Annotated in this window: 18 protein-coding genes; 8 read left to right on the forward strand and 10 right to left on the reverse strand. The window is 74.0% G+C overall.

The window, feature by feature from the left end; genetic code table 11:
* From V6V47_RS17215 to V6V47_RS17225, 3 genes are read left to right on the forward strand one after another with little or no spacing between them, the layout of a single operon-like run.
* A complete protein-coding gene (locus tag V6V47_RS17215) occupies positions 1-804 on the forward strand; it encodes an ABC transporter permease (RefSeq protein ID WP_334629257.1) in 804 nt (267 codons plus the stop codon).
* Positions 805-830: 26 nt separating this feature from the next.
* On the forward strand, positions 831-1,961 hold the full coding sequence (locus V6V47_RS17220) for a sensor histidine kinase (protein ID WP_334629259.1): 1,131 nt from the start codon (positions 831-833) through the stop codon (positions 1,959-1,961).
* Positions 1,958-2,590, forward strand: a complete 633-nt coding sequence (locus V6V47_RS17225; protein ID WP_334629260.1) for a response regulator transcription factor — start codon at positions 1,958-1,960, stop codon at positions 2,588-2,590. The genes V6V47_RS17220 and V6V47_RS17225 overlap by 4 nt, the downstream gene beginning before the upstream one ends.
* 10 nt (positions 2,591-2,600) lie before the next feature.
* On the opposite strand, the gene V6V47_RS17230 is transcribed toward V6V47_RS17225, so the two are convergent.
* Complete coding sequence (locus V6V47_RS17230; RefSeq protein ID WP_334629261.1) at positions 2,601-3,506, reverse strand: L,D-transpeptidase; 906 nt, start codon at positions 3,504-3,506, stop codon at positions 2,601-2,603.
* A 75-nt stretch (positions 3,507-3,581) separates the two neighbouring features.
* On the reverse strand, positions 3,582-5,027 hold the full coding sequence (locus V6V47_RS17235; protein WP_334629262.1) for an alpha-amylase: 1,446 nt from the start codon (positions 5,025-5,027) through the stop codon (positions 3,582-3,584).
* Positions 5,028-5,472: 445 nt separating this feature from the next.
* On the opposite strand from V6V47_RS17235, the gene V6V47_RS17240 reads away from it, so the two are divergent.
* Genes V6V47_RS17240 through V6V47_RS17255 form a run of 4 tightly spaced genes read left to right on the forward strand, consistent with a single transcriptional unit; the run spans position 5,473 to position 10,206 of the window.
* Positions 5,473-7,128 carry a ferric reductase-like transmembrane domain-containing protein gene (locus tag V6V47_RS17240; RefSeq protein WP_334629263.1) on the forward strand — a complete coding sequence of 552 codons (1,656 nt, stop codon included), beginning with the start codon at positions 5,473-5,475 and terminating at the stop codon, positions 7,126-7,128.
* A complete protein-coding gene (locus V6V47_RS17245; RefSeq protein WP_442934246.1) occupies positions 7,125-8,591 on the forward strand; it encodes an NADH-ubiquinone oxidoreductase-F iron-sulfur binding region domain-containing protein in 1,467 nt (488 codons plus the stop codon). The genes V6V47_RS17240 and V6V47_RS17245 overlap by 4 nt, the downstream gene beginning before the upstream one ends.
* Positions 8,592-8,629: 38 nt before the next feature.
* The gene (locus tag V6V47_RS17250) at positions 8,630-9,262 is read left to right on the forward strand and encodes a redoxin domain-containing protein (protein WP_334629265.1); all 633 of its coding nucleotides are present in this window, start codon (positions 8,630-8,632) and stop codon (positions 9,260-9,262) included.
* On the forward strand, positions 9,259-10,206 hold the full coding sequence (locus tag V6V47_RS17255) for a cytochrome c biogenesis CcdA family protein (RefSeq protein WP_334629266.1): 948 nt from the start codon (positions 9,259-9,261) through the stop codon (positions 10,204-10,206). Before V6V47_RS17250 ends, V6V47_RS17255 begins: the two co-directional genes overlap by 4 nt.
* A 35-nt stretch (positions 10,207-10,241) precedes the next feature.
* Here V6V47_RS17255 and serS read toward each other — a convergent pair whose 3' ends face one another.
* From serS to V6V47_RS17280, 5 genes are all read right to left on the reverse strand, one after another.
* Complete coding sequence (gene serS / locus V6V47_RS17260; RefSeq protein ID WP_334629267.1) at positions 10,242-11,525, reverse strand: serine--tRNA ligase; 1,284 nt, start codon at positions 11,523-11,525, stop codon at positions 10,242-10,244.
* A 90-nt stretch (positions 11,526-11,615) separates the two neighbouring features.
* Complete coding sequence (locus V6V47_RS17265) at positions 11,616-12,743, reverse strand: DNA polymerase III subunit beta family protein (RefSeq protein ID WP_334629268.1); 1,128 nt, start codon at positions 12,741-12,743, stop codon at positions 11,616-11,618.
* A 25-nt stretch (positions 12,744-12,768) separates the two neighbouring features.
* Positions 12,769-13,965, reverse strand: a complete 1,197-nt coding sequence (locus V6V47_RS17270) for a saccharopine dehydrogenase family protein (RefSeq protein ID WP_334629269.1) — start codon at positions 13,963-13,965, stop codon at positions 12,769-12,771.
* A gap of 50 nt (positions 13,966-14,015) precedes the next feature.
* Positions 14,016-15,167 (reverse strand): alcohol dehydrogenase catalytic domain-containing protein, encoded by a 1,152-nt coding sequence (locus tag V6V47_RS17275; RefSeq protein WP_334629282.1) that lies wholly within the window; start codon positions 15,165-15,167, stop codon positions 14,016-14,018.
* Positions 15,164-15,604, reverse strand: a complete 441-nt coding sequence (locus tag V6V47_RS17280; RefSeq protein WP_334629270.1) for a hypothetical protein — start codon at positions 15,602-15,604, stop codon at positions 15,164-15,166. The genes V6V47_RS17275 and V6V47_RS17280 overlap by 4 nt, the downstream gene beginning before the upstream one ends.
* A 77-nt stretch (positions 15,605-15,681) precedes the next feature.
* Here V6V47_RS17280 and V6V47_RS17285 point away from each other — a divergent pair, with 77 nt between their 5' ends.
* Positions 15,682-18,621, forward strand: coding sequence for a LuxR C-terminal-related transcriptional regulator (locus V6V47_RS17285; protein ID WP_442934250.1), 2,940 nt, complete (start codon positions 15,682-15,684; stop codon positions 18,619-18,621).
* 42 nt (positions 18,622-18,663) lie between these two features.
* Here the strand turns inward: V6V47_RS17285 and V6V47_RS17290 are convergent, their stop codons facing one another.
* The 3 genes from V6V47_RS17290 to V6V47_RS17300 form a co-directional block, all read right to left on the reverse strand.
* Complete coding sequence (locus V6V47_RS17290) at positions 18,664-19,212, reverse strand: DsbA family protein (RefSeq protein WP_334629272.1); 549 nt, start codon at positions 19,210-19,212, stop codon at positions 18,664-18,666.
* Complete coding sequence (locus tag V6V47_RS17295; RefSeq protein WP_334629273.1) at positions 19,209-19,706, reverse strand: redoxin domain-containing protein; 498 nt, start codon at positions 19,704-19,706, stop codon at positions 19,209-19,211. The genes V6V47_RS17290 and V6V47_RS17295 overlap by 4 nt, the downstream gene beginning before the upstream one ends.
* Before the next feature lie 157 nt (positions 19,707-19,863).
* Positions 19,864-20,550, reverse strand: a complete 687-nt coding sequence (locus tag V6V47_RS17300; RefSeq protein ID WP_334629274.1) for a BON domain-containing protein — start codon at positions 20,548-20,550, stop codon at positions 19,864-19,866.
* Between the last annotated feature and the right edge of the window lie 402 nt (positions 20,551-20,952).

The following is a 20,952-nucleotide window of genomic DNA, read 5'->3' on the forward strand; positions in this document are numbered from 1 at the left end:
ATGACCACCCTGCCGGCCCCCGCCGCCACCCGTACCGACCAGCCGGACCGTCGGCTGCCCGCCCTGGGCGGTTTCTCCCTGGGTGCCCTGCGCATCGAGCTGCGCCGGGTGTTGCGTAACCGCCGCACGCTCGCCTTCACGCTGATCATGCCGGGGGTCTTCTTCCTCATCTTCGGCCTGCCGCAGGGCGACAAGACCCTGGACAACGGCCGCCCGGTCATGGCGTACGTCATGATCAGCCTGGCCGTGTACGCGGCCATGGTGGCGACCACCAGCGCCGGGGGTGCGGTGGCCACCGAGCGGGCGCTGGGCTGGAGCCGGCAGCTTCGGCTCACCCCGCTGCGGCCGGTCGCCTACATCGCCACCAAGGTGGCGACCGCGATGACCCTCGGCCTGATCGCGATCGTCGTCGAGTTCCTGGTCGGCGCCGCCGCCGGGGTTCGCATCCCGGCGCACGTCTGGCTGCTGTCCGGGCTCGCCGCCTGGGTCAGCTCGCTGGTCTTCGCCGCGTTCGGCCTCTTCATCGGTTACCTGGTGCCGGCCGAGAACGTCATGCAGTTCATCGGCCCGGTCCTGGGCGTGCTGGCCACGTTCGGTGGGCTGTTCCTCCCGGTCGAACTGCTCTCCGAGGTGCTCCAGCGCGTCGCCAAGTTCACCCCGGTGTACGGCATGGGCGAGCTGTCCCGCGCCCCGCTGACCGGCGACGGCGTGAGCGTTGTCGGTGTGGCCAACATGGTCTTCTGGGCCCTGCTCTTCGGGATTGGTGCCACCCGGCTGTTCCGCCGGGACACCGCTCGGGTCTGACCGCGCCGACCGCTAGCGTGAACCCGATGAACCCCCGGACGAGTCAGCCCTGGCCGGTGAGCCGCCGATGGCGGATCACCGGTTGGCTGCTGGCCGCGGTGTGGCTGTTCTTCCTGAACGTGCCGCTCTCCACCGCGCTGCACCAACCGCAGCCGTGGCGACGGATCGTCGGCGTCGCCACCGTGGTCGCCTTCGGTGTCGGCTATGTGCTGCTGTTCCAGTGGGCCCGGAACCTGCGTCAGTACCTCCGACCGATCCCCCAGGACCGGGCTCGGATCGCGCTGTTGGGGCTGCTCCTGCTGGGCCTGGCCAGCATTCCGGGCACCGCCGGGGACTGGACGGCCACGCTGGTGTTCGTGGCCGCGGCCGCGGTGTTCCTGCTGTCGGCGGTGCAGGCGCTGATCATCGTGGCGCTCTGCGCGCTGGTTCCCCTGGTGGGGGCCTGGCTGGTGCCGAGCTGGACGGGCGAGAGCACGGTCACCTTCGCGGTGCTGCTCGCCTCGTTCGCCATGTTCGGGGTGTCCCGGTTGGCGCAGCGCAACAGCGAACTCCAGGCCGCTCAGCAGGAGATCGGCCGGCTCGCGGTCGCCGAGGAGCGCGCCCGGGCCGCCCGGGACCTGCACGACATCCTCGGGCACTCGCTGACCGTGGTGGCGATCAAGGCCGAGCTGGCCGGCCGGCTGATCGAGGTGGACCCGGCCCGGGCCGCCACCGAGATCGCCGAGGTGGAGGGGCTGGCCCGGGCGGCGTTGTCCGACGTACGGCAGACCGTCGGGGCGTACCGCGAGGTGACTCTCGTCGGTGAGCTGGCCGGCGCCCGGACCGCGCTGGTCGCGGCGGGCATCGCGGCGGATCTGCCGACCGAGGTGCCGGCGTTGCCGGACGAGTGGGACCGGTTGTTCGGCTGGACGGTACGGGAAGGGGTGACCAACGTGGTCCGGCACAGCGGGGCGCGACACTGCACGATCCGGGTGCACCCGGACGGGGTCGAGGTGAGCGACGACGGTCAGGGCCCGTCGACCCCCGACGCCACCGGGAACGGGCTGGTCGGCCTGCGGGAGCGGGCGCGACGACTCGATGCCACGGTGACCGTCGGTCGCCGTGCGGAGGGGCCAGGGTTCCTGCTGCGGGTCCACCTGCCGGCGGAGTCCCGGTGAGTGACCAGTCGGCGCCGATCCGGCTGCTGCTCGCCGACGACCAGGCGCTGGTCCGGGGCGCGCTGGCCGCGTTGCTCTCGCTGGAGCCCGACCTGACCGTGGTGGCGGAGGTCGGCCGGGGCGACGAGGTGGTGCCCACGGCCCTCCGCTGCACGCCCGACGTGGCCCTGCTGGACGTGGAGATGCCCGGCCTGGACGGGATCGCCGCAGCCGCAGCGTTGCGGGTCGCGCTGCCCACCTGCCGGGTGCTGGTGGTGACCACGTTCGGTCGGCCCGGCTACCTCCGGCGGGCGATGGAGGCGGGCGCGAACGGCTTCGTGGTCAAGGACACCCCGGCCCGACAGCTCGCCGATGCGGTCCGCCGGGTGCACGCCGGCCTCCGGGTGGTCGACCCGACGCTGGCCGCGGAGACCCTGGCCACCGGGGCCAGTCCGCTGACCGAGCGGGAGACCGACGTGCTGCGGGCGGCCCGCGGCGGTGGGGCGGTCGCGGACCTGGCGCGGGTGCTGCACCTGTCCGAGGGCACGGTGCGCAACCACCTCTCGGCGGCGATCGGCAAGACGGGGGCGCGCAACCGGGCCGCGGCGGTGCGGATCGCCGAGCAGAACGGCTGGTTGCTTGGCGAGTGAACCTCGTCGCTCAGGCGGTCGACGGCGGGGTGCGCAGCTTGTCGACCACGACCAGGCTGCTGCCGGGGCGGACCTCGGCGAGCAACTCCCGCTGGCCGCTGCGGGTCAGTCGGATGCATCCGTTGGTCGTGTTCTCGCCCAGATCGTCGTCGTTGTGCCAGCTGTGCACCCCGATGTGCGCGCCGCGTAGGCCGGCCGGCACCGCCTCCGGGTCGTCGGGCACGGAGCCGAGGGCGTAGATGTCCACCCCGCCGTAGACCTCTTCCGGCGGTGGGGTGCGGCCCAGGATGAAGGTCCGCCCGAGCGGGGTGTCCTGCCCCGGCTCGCCGAGGCTGACCTCCCAGGAGCGCACCGCCTTTCCGGCCCGGTACCAGGTGAGCCGGTGCACCTTGCGTTCCACGACGATCTGGTCGCGCAGCGCCACCGTGTCGAACCCGCCGGGCGGCAGCCAGGCCAGCCGCCGATTGGCCGAGGGCAGCAGGACGGCTGCCCAACCGGACCGTCGCTGGGCGATCGGCACGGTCAGCTCCACGCCGGCGAGCGTCGGTTCGAGGAAGGCCAGCGGACGCCCGCCGGGCGCGTCGTACGCGGCGATCCGACGGGTCGGGTGCGCGCCCTCGGTCAGCGGAGTGGTGTCCATGGTGGCCGGGTCGGTGGGGAACCCCTGCGGGGCGGGGTCGTAGTCGACCACCGGCAGCCCGGCCGGGGCGGGGGCGGCCGGCAGTGTCGGCTCGTCCGGCTGCTCGGCGCCGTTCGGCGTCGGGCCGAGCGCGGCGGCACCCGGCCGGTCCGGGGTCGTCGAGCGCGGGGTGAGGGCCTGGCCGATCAGCAGCGCGACCGCCAGCAGCGCGGCCACGGCGACGGCGGCGACCACCCAGGCGACCCGACGGTACGGGTACATTCGGTCAAACAGCACGATTTCACTGTATCGGACCCGTCTACCCGGAAAGGGGCCCCTGTTGCACAAATGGGGCCCCTTTCCGTGGTGCGCTCAGACCCGGGCGCCGATGTGGACGGCCACGGCGTCGTGGGCCGGCACGTTGGCGACGAACCAGCCGTTGCCGTCCACCGTGATCACCGGCCCGCTGCACGTGCCCCCCGCGTACGTGCCGTGGATGACGTCGCAGTACCGGCCGGCGGGCAGCCCGGTGTAGTAGGAGCGCCCGTTCACCGCCGAGTCCTCGTCGTTGACGGTGATGAAGCCCTTGCCGCTGCGGCTGAACGCGATGTGGTTGTTGCCGTTGTCGTACCAGTTGGCCACGCCGGCACCCTCGGTGGCGTTGCGGAAGCTGACCATGTTGGCGATCACCGGCCAGCGGTGCTCACACTCCCAGCCGGAGTAGCAGGTCGTGTTCAGCGTCTTGTTGGCGCCGTCGGACGGCGGGCCGGCGTCCCGGTTGCTGAAGGTGTAGCTGGACATCACGGTCGGCGAGCCGTACGGCCAGGCCAGCATGAAGGCGTTCGCCAGGGCGTAGACCCCACGGTCGTTGTAGGTGAGCACCCCGCCGGCGTCGCGCTGGGTGTCGTGGTTGTCCACGAACACCGAGCCGGACCCGCTGGGCAGATGCCCCCAGCCCTCGCCGAAGTTGCGCAGGTAGGCCAGCCGCTCCGAGCGGAAGACCCGGGCCAGGTCCTTGCCGTAGCGGAACTCGTGCACGTCTCCGTTGCCGGTGTACTCGGTCGGCTGGATCGGCTCACCGGCGCCGTAGATGACCTCCTGCACGAGGTACGCGGACCGGGAGAGCTTGCCCTTGATCGCAGCGATGTCGGCGGCCGGCATGTGCTTGCTGGCGTCCAGCCGGAACCCGTCCACGCCGAGGGAGAGCAGGTCGTTCAGGTACGAGGCGATCTTCGTACGGACGTAGTCCGACTCGGTCTTCAGGTCGGAGAGATTGACCAGCTCGCAGTTCTGCACCTCGTACCGGTCGTTGTAGTTGACGATGTCGTCGCCGCCGTTGCGCCCGCAGTGGTGGAAGTCCTGGGTCTGGTAGATGCCGGGGTAGTCGTAGTGCGAGAAGGACGAGCCGGCCCAGCCCGTGCCCCCGTTGTCCTGACCGGACATGTGGTTGATGACCGCGTCGACGATCACCTTGACTCCGGCCGCGTGGCAGGTGTTCACCATCGACTGGAACTGGGCCCGGGTGCCCTTGCGGGACTCGATCCGGTAGCTGACCGGCTGGTACGCCAGCCACCACTGGTTGCCGCGTACGTGTTCCTGCGGGGGCGAGACCTGGACGTAGCCGTACCCCTTCGGGCCGAGCGTGCTCTGGCACTCGCTGGCCACCGAGGGCCAGTTCCACTCGAAGAGCTGGACGATGACCTTCTTGCTGCCGGGCGGGGCGGCGACGGCCGGGGGAGCCGCCACGGTGGTGGGGACGAGCAGGCTGGCGACCAGGCCGAGGGCGAGGATCGCCGAGCCGCGTCGACGACGATGCATCGGAACTCCTGACGGAGGTGGGGGTGGGGGTGGAGGAGCAGCGTTGCCGGCATCTTGCAAGACGAGGCTGAAAGTTTCCGAAATATTACAAGCGAGTTGCAACAACCGTCAATGCATGGATATTCATGACTGCCTGTTCCGTCGAGTGCCGAAGTCCCGCCTAATCCAGCCCAGAAAGTGCCCGTAGGCCCCAGGCGGACCGACTCAGGTTCACGTCCTTTGCTCTGCTTCAACGGACGCAACGAGAGAGCGCTTCCAGTGTTGCGCCGAGTGAAGCAGAGCAAAGGACCCGAAACAGTAGGCCCAGGGCGGGACGGCGGAGCTCCCGAACCCCCGCTACACGCGTGCCGGTGCGGCTCGGTTCGATCCGGCCCAGAAATTTCCATCGTCAGGTGATCCGCGTGCGCCGCCGGTCCGTACTGACTGGCGGAGCAGGGGTCGGCCGGTGGCGCGCCGCCGCGAGACGATCGAGGAGCAGATGGCCCGGGCAAAGCAGAACCAGAAGGCGGCCGACGTCCGGACCAGCGAGAGCAGTCGAGGGGTACGCACACCGTCGCGGTCCGCGACCGCCATGCTGATCGCCTCGCTGCTCGCCGCGCTCTGGGCGGCGATCATGCTGACCGGCGCCGGCCAGACGGCGTACGCGTACGGCTTCTTCTTCACCGAGTTCTTCGCCGGCGTGGTCGCCCTGGTGGCGATGACCCTCACCGTGATGCTCGGCCTGCTCGCCACCGACCGGCTGGTGCTGCGCATCTCGCACCGGGTGCTGTTGCAGTCGGCGCACCGGGCCACCGGCGTGCTGGCCGTGGCCGGGCTGGTCTTCCACGTCCTCACCAAGATTGCCACCGGACGGGCGGCGCCGACCGACGCGGTGGTGCCGTTCCTCGGCGGCGGCGGCCTCTACGTCGGGCTCGGCACGGTGGCCGCCCTGCTGATGGTCAGCGTGATCTGGACCGGCATCATCCGGGCCCGCTTCGCCGGCGTCGGTCCGAAGTGGCTGTGGCGCTCACTGCACTCGCTGGCGTACCTCTCATGGCCGTTCTCCCTGCTGCACGGCCTCAACGCCGGTCGGGCCGCGAGCTCCTGGGTGGTGCTCAGCTATTTCGGCTGCATCCTGCTGGTGGTGTTCGCGCTGCTGGTCCGGCTCTCGGTCACCATCGGCCGCCGCAGCCGCGAGCAGCACCAGGCCGCCGTGCTGAACAAGGCGATGGCCGGCCGGGCCGGCGAGGAGGGCCGCGGTCGATCGCTGTTGGCCGGACGGGGCCGGCGCCAGAACGCCAGCGAGGACAAGCGTCCCGCCTGGGCGTCGGCCACCACCAGCACCTGGACCACGCCGGTCGGTGCCCGGCGGGGCGACCCCGAGCGGTTCACCGTCCCGGTGGTGCCCGAGCCGGGCTCGCTCACCGAACCGGTCCGGCCCTCCCGCCGTCGCCGCGACGAGGAGCCGGCGGCCCGACGGGAGGCGGCGCGGGCCGCGCGCGACCGGCGCGACGAGCGGGAGCCGGCGAGCCGCCGGTCGAGCCGCCGAGCCGCGACGGAAGCCCGCCGGCGCGACAAGGACGACTTCGAGCCGATCGCCCGCCGGCGCGGCGAGGAGGAGTTCGAGCCGATCGCCCGCCGGCGCGACGAGGACGAGTTCGAGCCGATCGCCCGCCGGCGCGGCGAGGAGCGGTCGACCCGCCGTTCCCGGCGGGAGGAGTCCGAGAGTCGGTACTCGGCGCCGCCGCAGCAGGCGTACGACGAGCCTGAGGAGCCGTGGGACAGCCCCCGTCGCTGGCGGTCCGGCGAGCCGATCTCGGCCGGTCCAATCTCCGCCGAGCCGATTTCCGCAGGGCCGATCTCGGCAGCGCCACGCAGCGGCAGCGGTCGGCACAGTGTCGAGGACGACCAGCCGGAGGAGCCGGACTACTGGCGCCCGCCGGCTCGGTACGTGCCCGAGGAGACGCCGCCGCCGGTCGACGACACCCCCACCCTGGTCGACCTGGCGTCCCGGCGAGCGCGGCGGGCGGCGGGTGAGGGCCGGTCGGCCAAGCGCCGCAAGGCCAGCGCGGACGCGGTCGACGGGGCGTACTGGGCTGGGCTGCGGGGTGAGGCGAAGTGATGCGGACGACCGTGCCACCGGTCGCCTGCGTGGGCGAACCCCGGCTGACCGCTGGCTTCGCCGAGTTCGGCCGGCTGGACCTCGCCGCCCACGAGGACGTGCACGGGCCGCTCGGCCCGATGGAGCCGGCCCAACTGCTCGGGCTCGCCGAGGGCATGCAGCTCAAGGGCAAGGGCGGTGCCGGCTTCCCGTTCGCCCGCAAGCTGCGCGCGGTGTTGGAGTCCTGCGAGCGGCAGGACCTCGCCGCGGTGGTCGTGGTCAACGCCAGCGAGGGGGAGCCGGCCAGTTGGAAGGACAAGGTGCTCCTGACCCGCGCCCCGCACCTGATCCTGGACGGCGCGGCGCTGGCCGCGTACGCGCTGGACGCCGAGGAGATCGTGATCGGCGTGGCCGACGACGGGATCGGTCGGGAGTCGCTGATGGAGGCGCTGGCGGAACGCCGGATGCCGGTGCCGGCCACCATCGTCACCGTGCCGCACCGGTTCATCTCCGGTGAGGGTGGCGCGTTGGTCAACGGGATCAACGGGTTGCCGCACATTCCACCCGGCACCAAGAAGCGCTCCAGCGACTCCGGTGTCGGCGGCCTGCCCACCCTGCTGTCCAACGCCGAGACGTACGCCCAACTCGCCGTCGCGGCCCGGCTCGGCCCGTACGAGTACGCGGCGCTCGGCACCGACGACGAGCCGGGCACCCTGCTGCTCACCGTGACCGGCGCGGCGGCCCGCCCCGCCGTCGTGGAGTGCGCCGCCGGGACCCCGCTGCGCGAGATCCTCGACCTGTGCGAGGTGCCCGACGGGCCGGGCATCCTGGTGGGCGGCTACCACGGAAAGTGGATCAGCCCGGCGGCGGCGGACCGGGCCGAGGTCTCCCGCAAGGGCCTGGCCGCGGTCGGCGGCACCCTCGGCGCGGGCATCATCATCCCGCTCGGCGTCGACACCTGCCCACTGGGCGAGGCCGCGCAGGTGGTGCGCTACCTGGCCGGCGAGTCCGCCGGCCAGTGCGGGCCGTGCAAGATGGGCCTGCCGGACCTGGCCCGCGCGGTGGACCTGGCGGTCGCCGGCAGTCAGCCAGCCGACGTGGTACGAGCCGCCGCCGGTGACGTGAAGGGCCGGGGCGCGTGCAGCCACCCGGACGGCACCGCCCGGTTCGCCCTCTCCGCGATCGAGGTCTTCGTCGACGACCTGCGTCTGCACAGCACCGGCGACGGCTGCGGCCGGCGGGTCAAGGGCGTGATGGGGCTGCCGGGCGCGCCCGACGCCAACCCGCAGAAGCTGACCCTCGACTGGTCGCGCTGCGACGGGCACGGGCTCTGCGCGCACGTGGTGCCGGACTTCATCCGGCTCGACGGCAACGGGTTCCCGGCCTTCCCGCCCACCCCCGTACCGACCTGGCTGCGGGAGGGCGCGCTCAAGGCGGTGAAGGTCTGCCCGGAGCTGGCGCTGCGCCTCGCCAAGGCCGAGTAGGACCGGCACCCACCCTTACCTGTCGAACGGAGAAGCGGATGCGGATCAGGCGAACAACGGGTGGGTGTCCGCCTCGGGCCGCCATCGTCGGGGCGCTCGTCGCCGCCCTGTTCGCCCTGACGGCCTGCACCGGCACGGCGCCGCCCGACGCCGCCGCCGTCGGCGCGACCCCCACCGCGCCCAGCTCCCTGTCGGCCCCCACCGCGCCCAGCTCCCCGGCGGCCTCCACCGGGACCGGCGCGCCCACGGCCGCTGCCGCCCCGGTGCCGGACACGCTGCGCTTCACCGGGACCACCCTCACCGGCGCCGCGTTCGACGCGACGCAGCTCGCCGGCCGGCCCGTCGTGCTGTGGTTCTGGGCGCCCTGGTGCGCCACCTGCGCCAGTCAGGCGTGGACGGTCGCCGAGATCGCGCCGAAGTACCGGGACGCCGTGCCGATCGTCGGCGTCGCCGGGCTGGGCGAGCAGCGGGCCATGAAGGAGTTCGTCACCGAGTTCGATCTCGGCGGGACGCCGCAGATCGACGACAGCAAGGGCGTGCTCTGGAAGCGGTTCACAGTGACCGAACAGAGCATCTTCGTGATCATCGACCGGTCCGGCAAGGTCGTCCACCAGGGATTCCTGGACGGTGAGGCACTCAGCGCCCGGGTCGCCGAGCTGGCCAGGGCGTGACCGGCCCGCTGCTGCTCGCGCTGACCGCCGGCATGCTCGGCGCGGTCAACCCGTGCGGCTTCGCGTTGCTGCCCGCGTACCTCTCGCTGTTGGTCGCCGGGGCCGCGGACACCCGCGGCGCGGTCGGCCGCGCGCTCACCGCGGCGGCGGGGTTGACCCTGGGGTACGTGCTGGTCTTCGGCGCCTTCGGCCTGGCGCTCGCACCGCTGGCCGGTTGGCTGCGGCCCCGGCTGCCGTGGCTGACCGTGGCCCTCGGGCTGCTGCTGGTGTTGGCCGGTTGCTGGCTGCTCGCCGGTCGACGACTGCCGACCCCCGGCTGGTCCACCCGGGCACCCCGGTTGACCCGGTCCTGGCCGTCGATGGCGCTGTTCGGCGCGGTGTACGCGTTGGCCTCGCTCGGTTGCGCCATCGCACCGTTCCTGGCCATCGTGGTGACCAGCCTCCAGGCCGGCTCGACCGGTGAGGGGCTGGCCCTGTTCGGCGCGTACGCCCTCGGGATGGGGCTGGTGGTCGCGGTGGCCGCGCTCGGCGTGGCGCTGCTGCGCGACGGCCTGGTGGCCCGGCTGCGCGGCGCTGGCGCGTGGGTGCCCCGGCTCAGTGGCCTGGTGCTGCTGGTCGCCGGCGGCTACGTCGCCTGGTACGGCTGGTACGAGCTACGCCTGGCCGCCGGTCGACGGGACGCCCTGCGCGATCCCGTCGTCCGCGCGGCAGCCCAGGTGCAACACGCCCTCGCGGACGCCCTGAACCCGACAGTCCTGGCAGCAACCCTGGTGGCCCTAATGCTCACGGCGGCCCTGACCCGCCGCCCCCGCGCCCCCCGCGCTCCCGGCCCCCGCGCTCCCGGCCCCCGCGCTCCCCGCCCCCGCGATCTTGCAGTTGCTGCCCGGGCAAAAGCCGCGGAGCGCCACGTTCCGGAGACCGAAACTGCAAGATCGACGGGGTAGGGCGGGGTTCGACGAGGTAGGGCGGGTAGGGCGGGTCAGCGGGGGGTTAGGCGGTCGGTGCCCATTCGGTCCTGGAGGACCTCGGGGATCAGGACTGAGCCGTCGGGCTGCTGGAACTGCTCGATGATGGCCGGGAAGAGCCGGCTGGTGGCCAGCGCAGACCCGTTGAGGGTGTGCACGAAGCGGGTCTGCTTGCTGCCCGGCTCCCGGTAGCGGATGGCCGCCCGGCGGGCCTGGTAGTCGCCGGCCCAGGAGACCGACGAGACCTCCTTGTACTTGCCGGTGCTCGGCATCCACACCTCGATGTCGAGGGTCTTCTTCATCGACGCGCTGGCGTCACCGGCGGAGAGCAGCGTGCGCTGGTAGTGCAGGCCCAACGCCTCGACCAGGCTCTCGGCGTGGGCGAGCATCTGCTCCAGGGCGGCGTCCGCCTGCTCGGGCAGGGTGAACTGGAAGATCTCCACCTTGTTGAACTGGTGGCCACGCACCGTGCCGCGCTCGTCTGAGTGCGAGCCGGCCGACTCCCGCCGGTAGCACGGGGTGTACGCGAAGGCCCGCAGCGGCAGCTTCGCGGTCTCCAGGATCTCGTCCTGGTACGCGCCGAGGATCGCCGTCTCCGAGGTGGGCAGCAGGAACTGCCCGCGCGGGGCCGATTCCCTGTCCAGGTGGTAGACGTCGTCGTAGAACTTCGGGAACTGCCCGGCGGCGAAGCCGGCCGAGTCCAGCAGCAGGTGCGGCGGGAGGAGGAACTCGTACCCGGCGGCGATGTGCCGGTCGATGAAGAAGTTGAGCAGCGCCCACTCCAGCCGGGCGCCGACCCCCGTGTAGATCCAGAAGCCGGAGCCGCCGAGCTTGACGCCGCGCTCGTAGTCGACCAGGCCCAGCGCGCGGGACAGCTCGACGTGGTCCCGGACCTTCTCGATGGCCGGCGGCTCGCCGAAGGTCTTGACGACCCGGTTGGCCTCCTTGCCGCCGGGCAGGACGTCGTCGCTGGGCAGGTTGGGCAGCTCGCTCATCGCGTCGCGCAGCCGGGCCTGCACCTCGTCCGACTGGGACTCCAGGTCGGCGAGCTGCTTACGCTCCGCGTCCGGCGCGGAGACCTGCGGCTCGGTGCCGGCGCGCTTCGCCTGCGCGTACGCCCGGGCCTCCGCCTTGCGGCGCTGCCGCTCCGCATCGATCTCCGTGATCAGGGCGCGCCGCTCCTGGTCGAGCCGCTGAATCTCGTCCAGGGCCCGTTCGACCTCGGCGGGATCCAGTCGCTTCGCCAGCGCGGTCGCCACCGCCTCGCGATCCTTCCGGATCAAGTCCATGTCGAGCATGCTGCTCCGTACGCCTCCGTCCGGGGTCAGTTAGACCCACAGATGCTACCGTCGCGCCCCCGTCGGCCCGGGACGGGGAGCACGAGCCCGTCAGAGCCGGATCGGCATCAGCACCGAGAAGGTGTCCACGTCGTCCGTGCGGCGGACGGCCAGCGGGGCGATCGGCCCGTCCAACTCCAGCACGAGCTGCGACCCGCCGGCCGCGTCCAGCGCGTCCAGCAGGTAGGCGCCGTTCACCCCGACCCGCAGCCCGTCGGCCTGCTCGCGCTCCGCCGGCAGGTCGGTCGGCAGGTCGGCGGGCAGGTCGTCGTCGCCGGGGAGCAGGCGCAGCCCACCCTGGTTGTCCAGGCCGAGCACGGTGACCGCCAGTGGCGTACCGCCGTGGTCGCGGGCCACCGTGGGCGCAGCCGGGTCCGTCAGCGCGGCGCGCAGCGCCGCCACGTCCACCGGGATCCGGTACGTGGCCGGCGGCTCACCGAGGGCCTCGCGCAACAACCGGCGGTAGTCGGGGAAGTCGTACGGCAGGGCGGTGCCGGTCACCGTCCGGTCGGCCACCGTGATCCGCAGGTCCGCGCCCGACACGGTCAACCGCACCGGCCGGACGTCGGCGGCGTCGAGCAGGGCGCGGAGCTGGTCGATCAGGTCCACCGGGAGGTACGCCCGCACCGGGGGACCGTCGACGTCCGCCGCGGCCCGGGCCAGCGCGAGCCGGTGCCGGTCGGTGGCGACCAGCCGGACGCCGTCCGGTTCCACGTCGAGCAGCACCCCGGAGAGCATCGGCAGCTCCGGGTCGACGCCCACGGCGAAGCGCACCGCCTCGACGGCGGCGGCCAGCTCGGCGGGGGAGAGCAGCAACGTGGTGGCCGCCGCCGGCACCGGGTCGACCAGTGCCCGGAGCCGGGCCACCTCGCGCTGGGCGTCGGCGAGACCGTCGACGAGTCGGCGTAGGTGCGTGTCGAGCAGTCGGTGCACCTCCGCCGGCTCGGCGCGTACCGCCGCGGCGATCTCCGGCACCGGCATACCGACGCGGCGCAGCCCGGCCACCAGGCGGGCGGGGGCGATCTGCTCGTCGGCGTACCAGCGGTAGCCGGTCACCGGGTCGACCAGGGCCGGCTGCAGCACGCCCGCGGAGTCGTAGAAGCGCAGCGCGCTGACGGTCAGGCCACTGGCCCGGGCCAGCTCGCCGATGCTGTGCAGGTCGCTCTCCACGCCGGGCATCCTGCCCCCTCGACCGGGTCGAGGGTCAAGCCGCCGGTGTCGCCGTGTCCTGCTTCAGCACCCGGAAGGTGATTCCGGCCCGGACGAGCCGGTCGAGCAGCGCGTCGCCCATCGCGGCCACCGGGGTGAGCTGGCCGGCGGTCGGCGGCAGGTCGTCCAGCGCCAGGCAGAGCGCCGACTCACCGAGCATCTTCGCCGTCTCGGTGTAGCCGGGGTCGCCGCCGGCCACCTCGGTGAACACCCGCCGACCGCCGCCGGTGCCGACGAACCGGACCCGGAACCAGGACTCAGCCCGCTGCTGCTCGGTGGGCCCCTGCCCGGAGGCGAGCCGGCCGAGCAGCCAGCGCCGGGCCGGCGGCACCTTCACCAGCCCGACCAGCGCGCCGAGCCCGGCGGCACTGGCCAGCACGGTGGGCAGCCGCTTGACCGCGGCGAAGTGCCGGTAGCGGAAGTCCGGGCCGTACTCCGGGCGGGCCGCCGCCGAGCGGCGCACGATCTGCGGGTCGATGGTGGGCAGCGGCACGGTCCAGATGCCCAGCTCCGCCGAGCGGGCCAGCCGACCGGGCACCGCCCGCACCCGGCGGTCGGTGGGGCGCGGCTCGACCGCCCGCCGGTCCCGGGCGGCCCGGCTGGCGTGCCCGCTGCGGGAGAACGCGGTGAGCGCGGAGTGGTACGTGCCGGCCGAGAACCGCCCGCCGGCCCGGACGTAACCGTCCACGGTGATCGGGGCGTCGGCGGGCAACTGCTTGACGGTGAACCAGACGCCAAGGTCGTGCGGGATCGAGTCGAACCCGCAGGCGTGCACCAGCCGCGCGCCGGTGCGCGTCGCCTCGGCCTGGTGGCGGACGTACATGAGGTCGACGAACTCCGGTTCGCCGGTGATGTCGAGGTAGTCGGTGCCGGCCCGGGCGCAGGCCGCGACCAACGGCTCCCCATGGTGGATGTACGGCCCGACCGTGCTGGCCACCACCCGGGCGCTCTCCGCCACCGCGCTCAGCGAGTCGGCGTCGGTCACATCGGCGGTGAGCAGCGGCAGCCCGGCCAGCGCCGGGTCGATCGTGGCGAGCCGGTCCCGGACGGCGGCGAGGCGCTCCGCGTTGCGGCCGGCCAGCGCCCACCGCAGCTCGGGCGGCGCGTGCCGGGCCAGGTATTCGGCGGTCAGCCCGCCGGTGAACCCGGTGGCGCCGAACAGCACCACGTCGTACGTCCGCTCTGCAACCATCCGGTGAGTCTGCCACCCGCCATCGCCCGAAGTCGATCAGTGGCGGGGAGTCACGGGGTGAACACGGCCCGGACACACCCGTCGGCCCGATCCCGGAACAGCGCGTACCCCTGCGGGCCGTGCTCCAACGGCAGACGGTGCGTGGCCAGATGCTCGGTACGCAACTCGTCGCGCGCCATCCGGTCGAGCAGCATCGGCACCTGCCGCAGGTCCGCCCGACGCGCCCCGCGCAGCGTGAGCCGCTTGTCGGTCACCGTGCCCAGGGGGAACGTCTCGACGAACCCGTCCGGTCCACCGAGGACCACCACCACGCCACCCTTGCGGCAGGCGTACACCGCCTCGCGCAGCGCGTCGGGGCGGTCGGCGGTCCGTCCGCCGAACCGGTCGGCGAGCGTACGCGGCGCCGCCGACGCGCCGCCCGCCACCACGCACACGTCCGGCCCGCGTCCACCGCTGCGGTCGCGCAGCTCGGCCGAGACGTCGGTCCGGCGGTAGTTCAGCGGCTCCGCGCCGGCGTGCTGTTCGGCCATCCGTAGGCGCTCCTCGTGCTGGTCCACGACGATCACCCGGGCGGCGTCGCGCAGCACCGCGGCCCGGGCGGCCAACTGGCCCACCGCACCGGCGCCCCAGATCGCCACCACGTCACCGGGCCGCACGTCGCCCAGCTCGGCCGCCAGCCACCCGGTCGGCGCGGCGTCGGCGGCGAACAGCGCTCGGTCGTCGCCCACCGCGTCCGGCACCCGGAACGCGCCCACATCGGCGTACGGCACCCGCACGTACTCGGCATGACCACCAGCGAACCCACCCGCCGCCCGGGGCCGACCGAAGCAACCGGCGTCCGAGCGTCCCCAGCCCGGATCGGTGCCCGGCGGGTCGGTGCTGCCGTTGTCGCAGCAGGAGTGCCGGCCCTGGCGGCAGTACCAGCAGCCACCGCAGGCGACGCTCGCGCCAACCACCACCCGGTCACCCACCCTGTGCCTGCGGACCGCGGGGCCCACCTCGACCACGTCGCCCAGGAACTCCGTCCCGAGCACGTCACCGACGGCGAGCAGCGGGTCCCGCCCGGCCAGCAGCGGCAGGTCCCCGCCGCAGGTGGCGCTGCGCCGGACCCGGACGATGACGTCCCGCTCGTTGCGCAGCTCCGGGTCGGGCACCTGGCGTACCGCCAACTCGTCGGCGGCCACCCAGCAGAGCGCCCTCACCCGTGGCACTCAGGGCGGTCCAGCGCGGACCGGTCGGCCCGCAGCACCTCGCCGGCCTCGACGCGCTGCTTGACCTGCCGCAGCGTCCGGCGGACCAGCAGCCCGGGATCGTCGCCGACGAGGTGCGCGGCCAGCCCGACGGGCGGGGTGCCGCCGGCCAAGGGGCGGGCGGCGAGCTCGGTGCCCCGGTCTCCGGGCGCCGGGCGGACCCGCACCTCGACCGTGCCGTCCAGGCGGCGCAGCGGCTCAGGCCACCGCCCGCCGGGGAGCACCTGCTCCGGCGGCCGATCCACCGTCACGACCTCCCACCGGGCCGGCTCGGCGGGGTCACCGTCCGCGCGGAGCGGACCCCGCCTTCGGGGTACGCGGAGCAGCCGTGTCGCCCCGGCCACCGTCGCGCCGCCGAGGGCGGATCCCACCCGCGCCAGCCGTCCCATCGGTCCCCACCCGTCCTCTCGGTCCACGTCCCCCGATCGTCGGGTGGGACCGGGTGAAGCCGGCTCGCCCGGAAGGGGTGAAGCGGCCAGCGTCGGGTAACCGCTCGCCGACCGGGGGAAGGAACGCGTCGACGGGGGGCCGGGTGGCGGAACAGCAGGAGCACGCGTGGGTCGGCACGGCACTGGAGAACCCGCCCGGACCGCCGCTGTTGGCGTCCCGGCTGACCCCGGCCGTCCCGGCCGAGCCGGTGGTGGCCCGGGCTCGCCTGCTGCGTCGGCTCGACGAGGGCAGCGCGGGACCGGTCACCCTGGTCACCGCACCCGCCGGCTGGGGCAAGACCACGCTTCTGGCGACCTGGGTCCGGCTGGCCACCACCAGCCCGGGGCCGGCTGCGCCCGAGGCTGCTGGCTCAGGGGCGGCAGCGCCCGAGGCGGGCCTGACGCCGGCCCTGCGGCAGGTTGGCTCGGGGCTGGCCGTGCCGGAGGGCGGCCCGGGGCCGGCGTGGCTGTCGGTGGAGGTCGGCGACGACGGCGGCCGGCTCTGGGCGTACCTCGCGGCGGCGCTGCGCGCGGCGACCGGGCCGACGGACGACGGACCGGCGGCACCGGTGCCCGACCGGCCGCCGCGCCCCGACCAGCTGGAACTGCTGGCCGCCGCGCTCGCCGCAGCGGACCGACCGGTGCTGCTGGTCCTGGACGACCTGCACCGGGTGGCCGACCCGGCGGCGCTGACCGGGCTGGAGTTCCTGCTCCGGCACACCGAACAGCGGCTGCACCTGGTGGTCGGGGCCCGGGCCGGGCTGCCCCTGGCCCTGCACCGGCTCCGGCTCGCCGGTGACCTGACCGAGATCGGCCCCGACGAGCTGGCGTTCACCGACGACGAGGTCGCCGACCTGCTCACCGCGCACGGTGCCCCGCTGCCGGCCGCCGCCCTGCACCGACTGCGTGAACGGACCGGTGGCTGGCCGGCGGCGCTGCGGATCGCCGCGCTGGCGCTGCGCGGGCAACCCGACCCGGAGCGCTGGGTGGAGCAGTTCGGCGGTGACCAACCGGACGTCGCCGGTTACCTGCACGAGGAGGTGCTCGCCTCGATCGACCCGGCCGACCGGGACCTGCTGCGCCGTACCGCTCTCGTTGAGACGATCTGCGCCGACCTGGCCCAGGCGGTGACCGGCCGCGCCGACGCCGGGCGGGCGCTGGACGACCTGGCCGGGGCCGGCGGCCTGCTGCACCGGGAGGACACCCGCCCGCCCTGGTACCGCTGCCACCCGCTGCTGGCCGACCTGCTGCGGGCCGAGCTGGGCCGACTACCCGCCGACGACGTGCGCGAGCTGCACGTACGGGCGGCGGACTGGTACGCGGGCGACGGCCGGCCGGCCGACGGGCTTCGGCACGCACTGGCCGCCGGCCGTTGGGATCTCGCGGGTGACCTGTTCGTCGCGCACTGGCCGGAGCTGACCCGGTACGACCCGAGCCCGGTGCGCGGCCCGGCTCCCGCGTCTCCTCCGCCGGAGGTGATCAGCGCTGATCCCGAGGTGGCGCTGGCGTGCGCCGCCGAACGGGCGTACGCGGGCGACCTGCCGGCGGCCGCCGGTCACCTGCGTACCGCCGCTGGATACGCGGGCGGTCTGCCGGTGCCGCGCCGGGACCGTTTCCTGCGGTTGACCACCGCGCTGGAGCTGACCCTGGCCCGACTCGGGGGCGACCCGGCGGAGGTTCGGGCCGCCGCGGCCCGGCTGCTGCGAACCCGCCCGGCCGAGGCAGCGCCGACCGGGACACCCGATCCCGCGCCGACCGCCGGCTGGGGCAGCGTCGCCGAGGACGCGGACCTGCGGGCGTTCACCGGCACGGCGCTGGGGTTGGTCGAGCTGGCCGAAGGTGGGCTGCCCGGTGCTCGGTTCGTCCGGGCCCGGACGGCGGCCCGGGAGGCCCGGCGACCCCGCACCGAGCTGGTCGGCGCGAGCCGCTCCGCGTTGCTGCTGGCGATGAGCGGCGAGCTGCGCGCCGCCGAGCAGACGGCCCGGGACGCGCTCGGGATGCCGCCCTGCCGGGGCTGGTCCTGCCGCGTCGACTGCGGTTACGCGTACCTCGCTCTGGCCGTGGTGGCGCTGCACCGCGACCAGCCGGAGGAGGTCGCGGCGAACCTGGCCCTCGCCGTCCCGGCCAGCTCCGCCGAGGTGCGGTCCGGCGACGACCGGCCGGCAGTCCCGGACGGCGAGCCGGTGGCGGCGGCGGTGGCCGCGCTGTGCCGCGCCCAGCTGCACCGCGACGCCGGTGACCCGGCCGCCGGCCAGCGGCTGCTGGTCCGGGCCCGCGAGTCGCTGACCGACCTACCGGCCGCCGCCGAGCTGGCGGGCCTGTTGCGGGCCGCCGAAGCGGAGCTGCGGGCCGAGCGGGGTGACCTGGACGTTGCCCGCGACCTGCTCGCCGGCGGGTCCGCCCCGGCGCTCGCCGTGGCGATGGCCCGGGTGGAGCTGCGGGCCGGCGACGCCGGGGCCGCCGGGCGGGCACTGCCGGACTGGCAGGCGCCGTCCGCCACGGAATGGCCCCTGCCGGTACGCCTGGACGCCGGGCTGCTGGACGCGGTGCTGGCCGAGCGGAGCGGAGACGGGCGCCGGGCCGGCCGGATCCTGGAGCAGGTGCTCGACCTGGCCGGCCCGCAGGGCTGCCGTCGGGTGTTCACCCGCGCCGAACCACCGGTACGGGATCTGCTGGCCGCGCACCTGGACGCGGGCACCGCCCACTTCGCGCTGGTCAGCGACCTGGCGCGGGGGGCCGAGCAGCCCTCGACACGGCCGCCGACCGAGCCGAGCGGCACGCTCGACGAGCCGCTCACCGAGCGGGAGCTGACCATCCTGCGGTACCTGCAGAGCATCCTGTCCAACGTGGAGATCGCCAGCGAGTTGTCGCTCTCGGTCAACACGGTGAAGACCCACGTACGCAACATCTACCGCAAGCTCGACGCGACCCGCCGGCGCGAAGCGGTCCGGCGGGCGCGCGAGCTGCGGTTGCTCTGAGCTGCGACGGCTCTGGTCGGCGGCGACCCGGCGGTCGCCGGGTCAGGCGTTGGCTGCGGCGTCCACGGCGGCCAACAGGTCGGGCAGGTCGAATCCGCCCTCGTGGCGGACCTCGTTGACGAAGAGGGTCGGCGTGCCGTTCACCCCGCTGCGGATGCCACCGGTGAAGTCCCGGCGTACCCGGTCGGCGTGCACCCGGCGGTCGACCTCGGCGTTCAGCTCGTCCGGCGGCAACCCGAGCTGCTCGACACCGAGCGAGAGGTGCACCGGGTCCAGTTGGTCCTGGTGCTCGTAGAGCCAGTCGTGCAGCTCCCAGAACCGGCCCCGGACCCCGGCGGCCTCGGCCGTCTCGGCGGCACGCTCGGCGTACGGGTGCACGTTCGCGATCGGGAAGTAGCGGTAGACCAGCCGTACCGTGTCGGCCCGTTGCCGCAGCAGTTCACTCAGGTTCGGGTACGCGGCGCCGCAGAACTGGCACTGGAAATCGCCGTACTCGACGACCGTCACCGGCGCGTCGGCCGGCCCCCGGACGTGGTCCTCGTCCGTAACCGGGTCGCGGAGCCGGGCCGTGACCTGCAGTGGCGTGCTCATCCGGCCACCACCTGTCGATCGGCGGGGAGCCGGTCCAGCGCGTCGAAGATGCCGTCGGCCCCCGGGTTGACCTCGGGCGGAGAAAGGTAGCTCCAGGCCACCGTCCCGGCCGAATCGAGCACCACCAGCGCCCGGGCCGCCTCGCCCGCCGGGGTGTACGCGCCGTACTGGCGGGCCACCTGGCCCTTGGGTTCGAAGTCGGACAGCAGCGGAAACTCGATGCCCCGGCTCTCCGCGAACGCCCGGTGCGACCAGATGCTGTCCACCGACAGGCCGAGCACCACCGCGCGGTACCGGTCGAACTCTGGTGCCGCGGCCTGGTACAGCGACATCTGGTCACCGCAGACCGGGCTCCAGTCGGCGGGGTAGAAGGCGAGTACGACCGGTCGGCCACGGAACTGCTCGGGTCCGGTCTGGCGCCCGTCCGGCGTGCCCGCCAGGGTGAAGCCGGGCGCGGCACGCCCCGGTTGGATCAGCCCGTTCGGATCACTCATGCCCCGAGCCTGCTCCCGGGGTGGGTGAGGCCGGCTCACCCACCCCGGGTGGTTTCGCGCTCAGGTCTAGCGGGTGGTTCCGCGCGCTCGAGGTCGCGCGCTCGAGGTCGCGCGCTCGAGGTCGCGCGCTCGAGGTCGCGCGCTCGAGGTCGCGCGCTCAGCCGAGCACCGGGGCGACCGCGATGTGGTTCTGCACCTCCCGGATACCCGGGGCGGACCACGCCGCCTGCTCCACCTCGGCCCGCTCCGGCATCGAGTGCACCAGGCCGGCGAGCACCGCCGTGTCGCCGTGCACCCGGACGCTGACCCGCTCGGCCTCGGTCGCCCCGGCCCGGGCCAGCGCGTCGACGATGCGCTCGGCCAGGTTCTCGCCGTCCGGCGGGGCCGCCGGGCGAACCGTGATGCCGTTGCTCACTCCGCGTACACCGGTCAGCCGGGCGACCGAGTGCTCGGCGGCCCGGCGCTGGTACTCCCACTCGACCTCGCCGTGCAGCGTCACCCAGCCGGACGAGACGGTGACCTGAAGCTTCTCGACGGGCACGAACGCATCCCACTCCAGCGCGTGCCCAGCGGCGGCAGCCAGGTCCGGGTCCGCGCGTTCGGCGTTCCCCGGCAACCGTACGGCCAGGTCGTTCGCGACCGCCCGGACGCGGGCGACCCGGTGCGTGGCCCGCTCGGCGGCCCACTTCTTCGCGTAGCTGTCCACCCGGCCGGTCAGCGTGACGACGCCCTCGGCGACGGTCACGCCGATCTCGTGTGGCTGCACCCGCGGTTCCCAGGTCAGCTCGTCGAGCACGGCCGACTGGATGTCCTGGTCGGTACGGGTGATCGTCGAGATCGCCATCTGCCCCTCCTCCGGTGCGTCGACGGCGGACCGGGCGACGGCCGCAGCCGGAGGCCCGCCGACGTCGACCCTGCCGCCACCCAGGGTGACCCACCCTCCCCCGATCGGGGTGACCCACCGCCCGCGACCTCGACAACGATCCCGCCTCCCTTCCTGGGCCGCTGAGCGTCAAGATCCGCGCACTTTCGGGGAAACTGCTGTCTCAGTCCGGCGGGAGGCAGCAGTTTCCCGGAAGTTGCGCGGGTTGTGAGCGCGGGTTGTGAGCGCGGTGTTGGCTTGGTTGCTGCGGCCGATAGCGCCGCAACATCCTGGTTGTAGTGGCATCGGGCCCGAGGGATACCACTACAACCAGGATCGAGCACGATCATCGGCGCGGGGCGCGGGGCGCGGGGCGCGGGGCGC

The sequence above is a fragment of the Micromonospora sp. CPCC 205539 genome (genome assembly GCF_036906815.1).
Classification (GTDB): Bacteria; Actinomycetota; Actinomycetes; order Mycobacteriales; family Micromonosporaceae; genus Micromonospora.

Coding starts and splice junctions, on each gene's coding strand:
- V6V47_RS17215 (WP_334629257.1), top strand. CDS start 1: ATGACCACCCTGCCGGCCCCCGCCGCCACCCGTACCGACCAGCCGGAC.
- V6V47_RS17220 (WP_334629259.1), top strand. CDS start 831: ATGAACCCCCGGACGAGTCAGCCCTGGCCGGTGAGCCGCCGATGGCGG.
- V6V47_RS17235 (WP_334629262.1), bottom strand. CDS start 5,027: ATGCATCGTCGTCGACGCGGCTCGGCGATCCTCGCCCTCGGCCTGGTC.
- V6V47_RS17250 (WP_334629265.1), top strand. CDS start 8,630: ATGCGGATCAGGCGAACAACGGGTGGGTGTCCGCCTCGGGCCGCCATC.
- serS (WP_334629267.1), bottom strand. CDS start 11,525: ATGCTCGACATGGACTTGATCCGGAAGGATCGCGAGGCGGTGGCGACC.
- V6V47_RS17265 (WP_334629268.1), bottom strand. CDS start 12,743: ATGCCCGGCGTGGAGAGCGACCTGCACAGCATCGGCGAGCTGGCCCGG.
- V6V47_RS17270 (WP_334629269.1), bottom strand. CDS start 13,965: ATGGTTGCAGAGCGGACGTACGACGTGGTGCTGTTCGGCGCCACCGGG.
- V6V47_RS17280 (WP_334629270.1), bottom strand. CDS start 15,604: ATGGGACGGCTGGCGCGGGTGGGATCCGCCCTCGGCGGCGCGACGGTG.
- V6V47_RS17290 (WP_334629272.1), bottom strand. CDS start 19,212: ATGAGCACGCCACTGCAGGTCACGGCCCGGCTCCGCGACCCGGTTACG.
- V6V47_RS17295 (WP_334629273.1), bottom strand. CDS start 19,706: ATGAGTGATCCGAACGGGCTGATCCAACCGGGGCGTGCCGCGCCCGGC.
- V6V47_RS17300 (WP_334629274.1), bottom strand. CDS start 20,550: ATGGCGATCTCGACGATCACCCGTACCGACCAGGACATCCAGTCGGCC.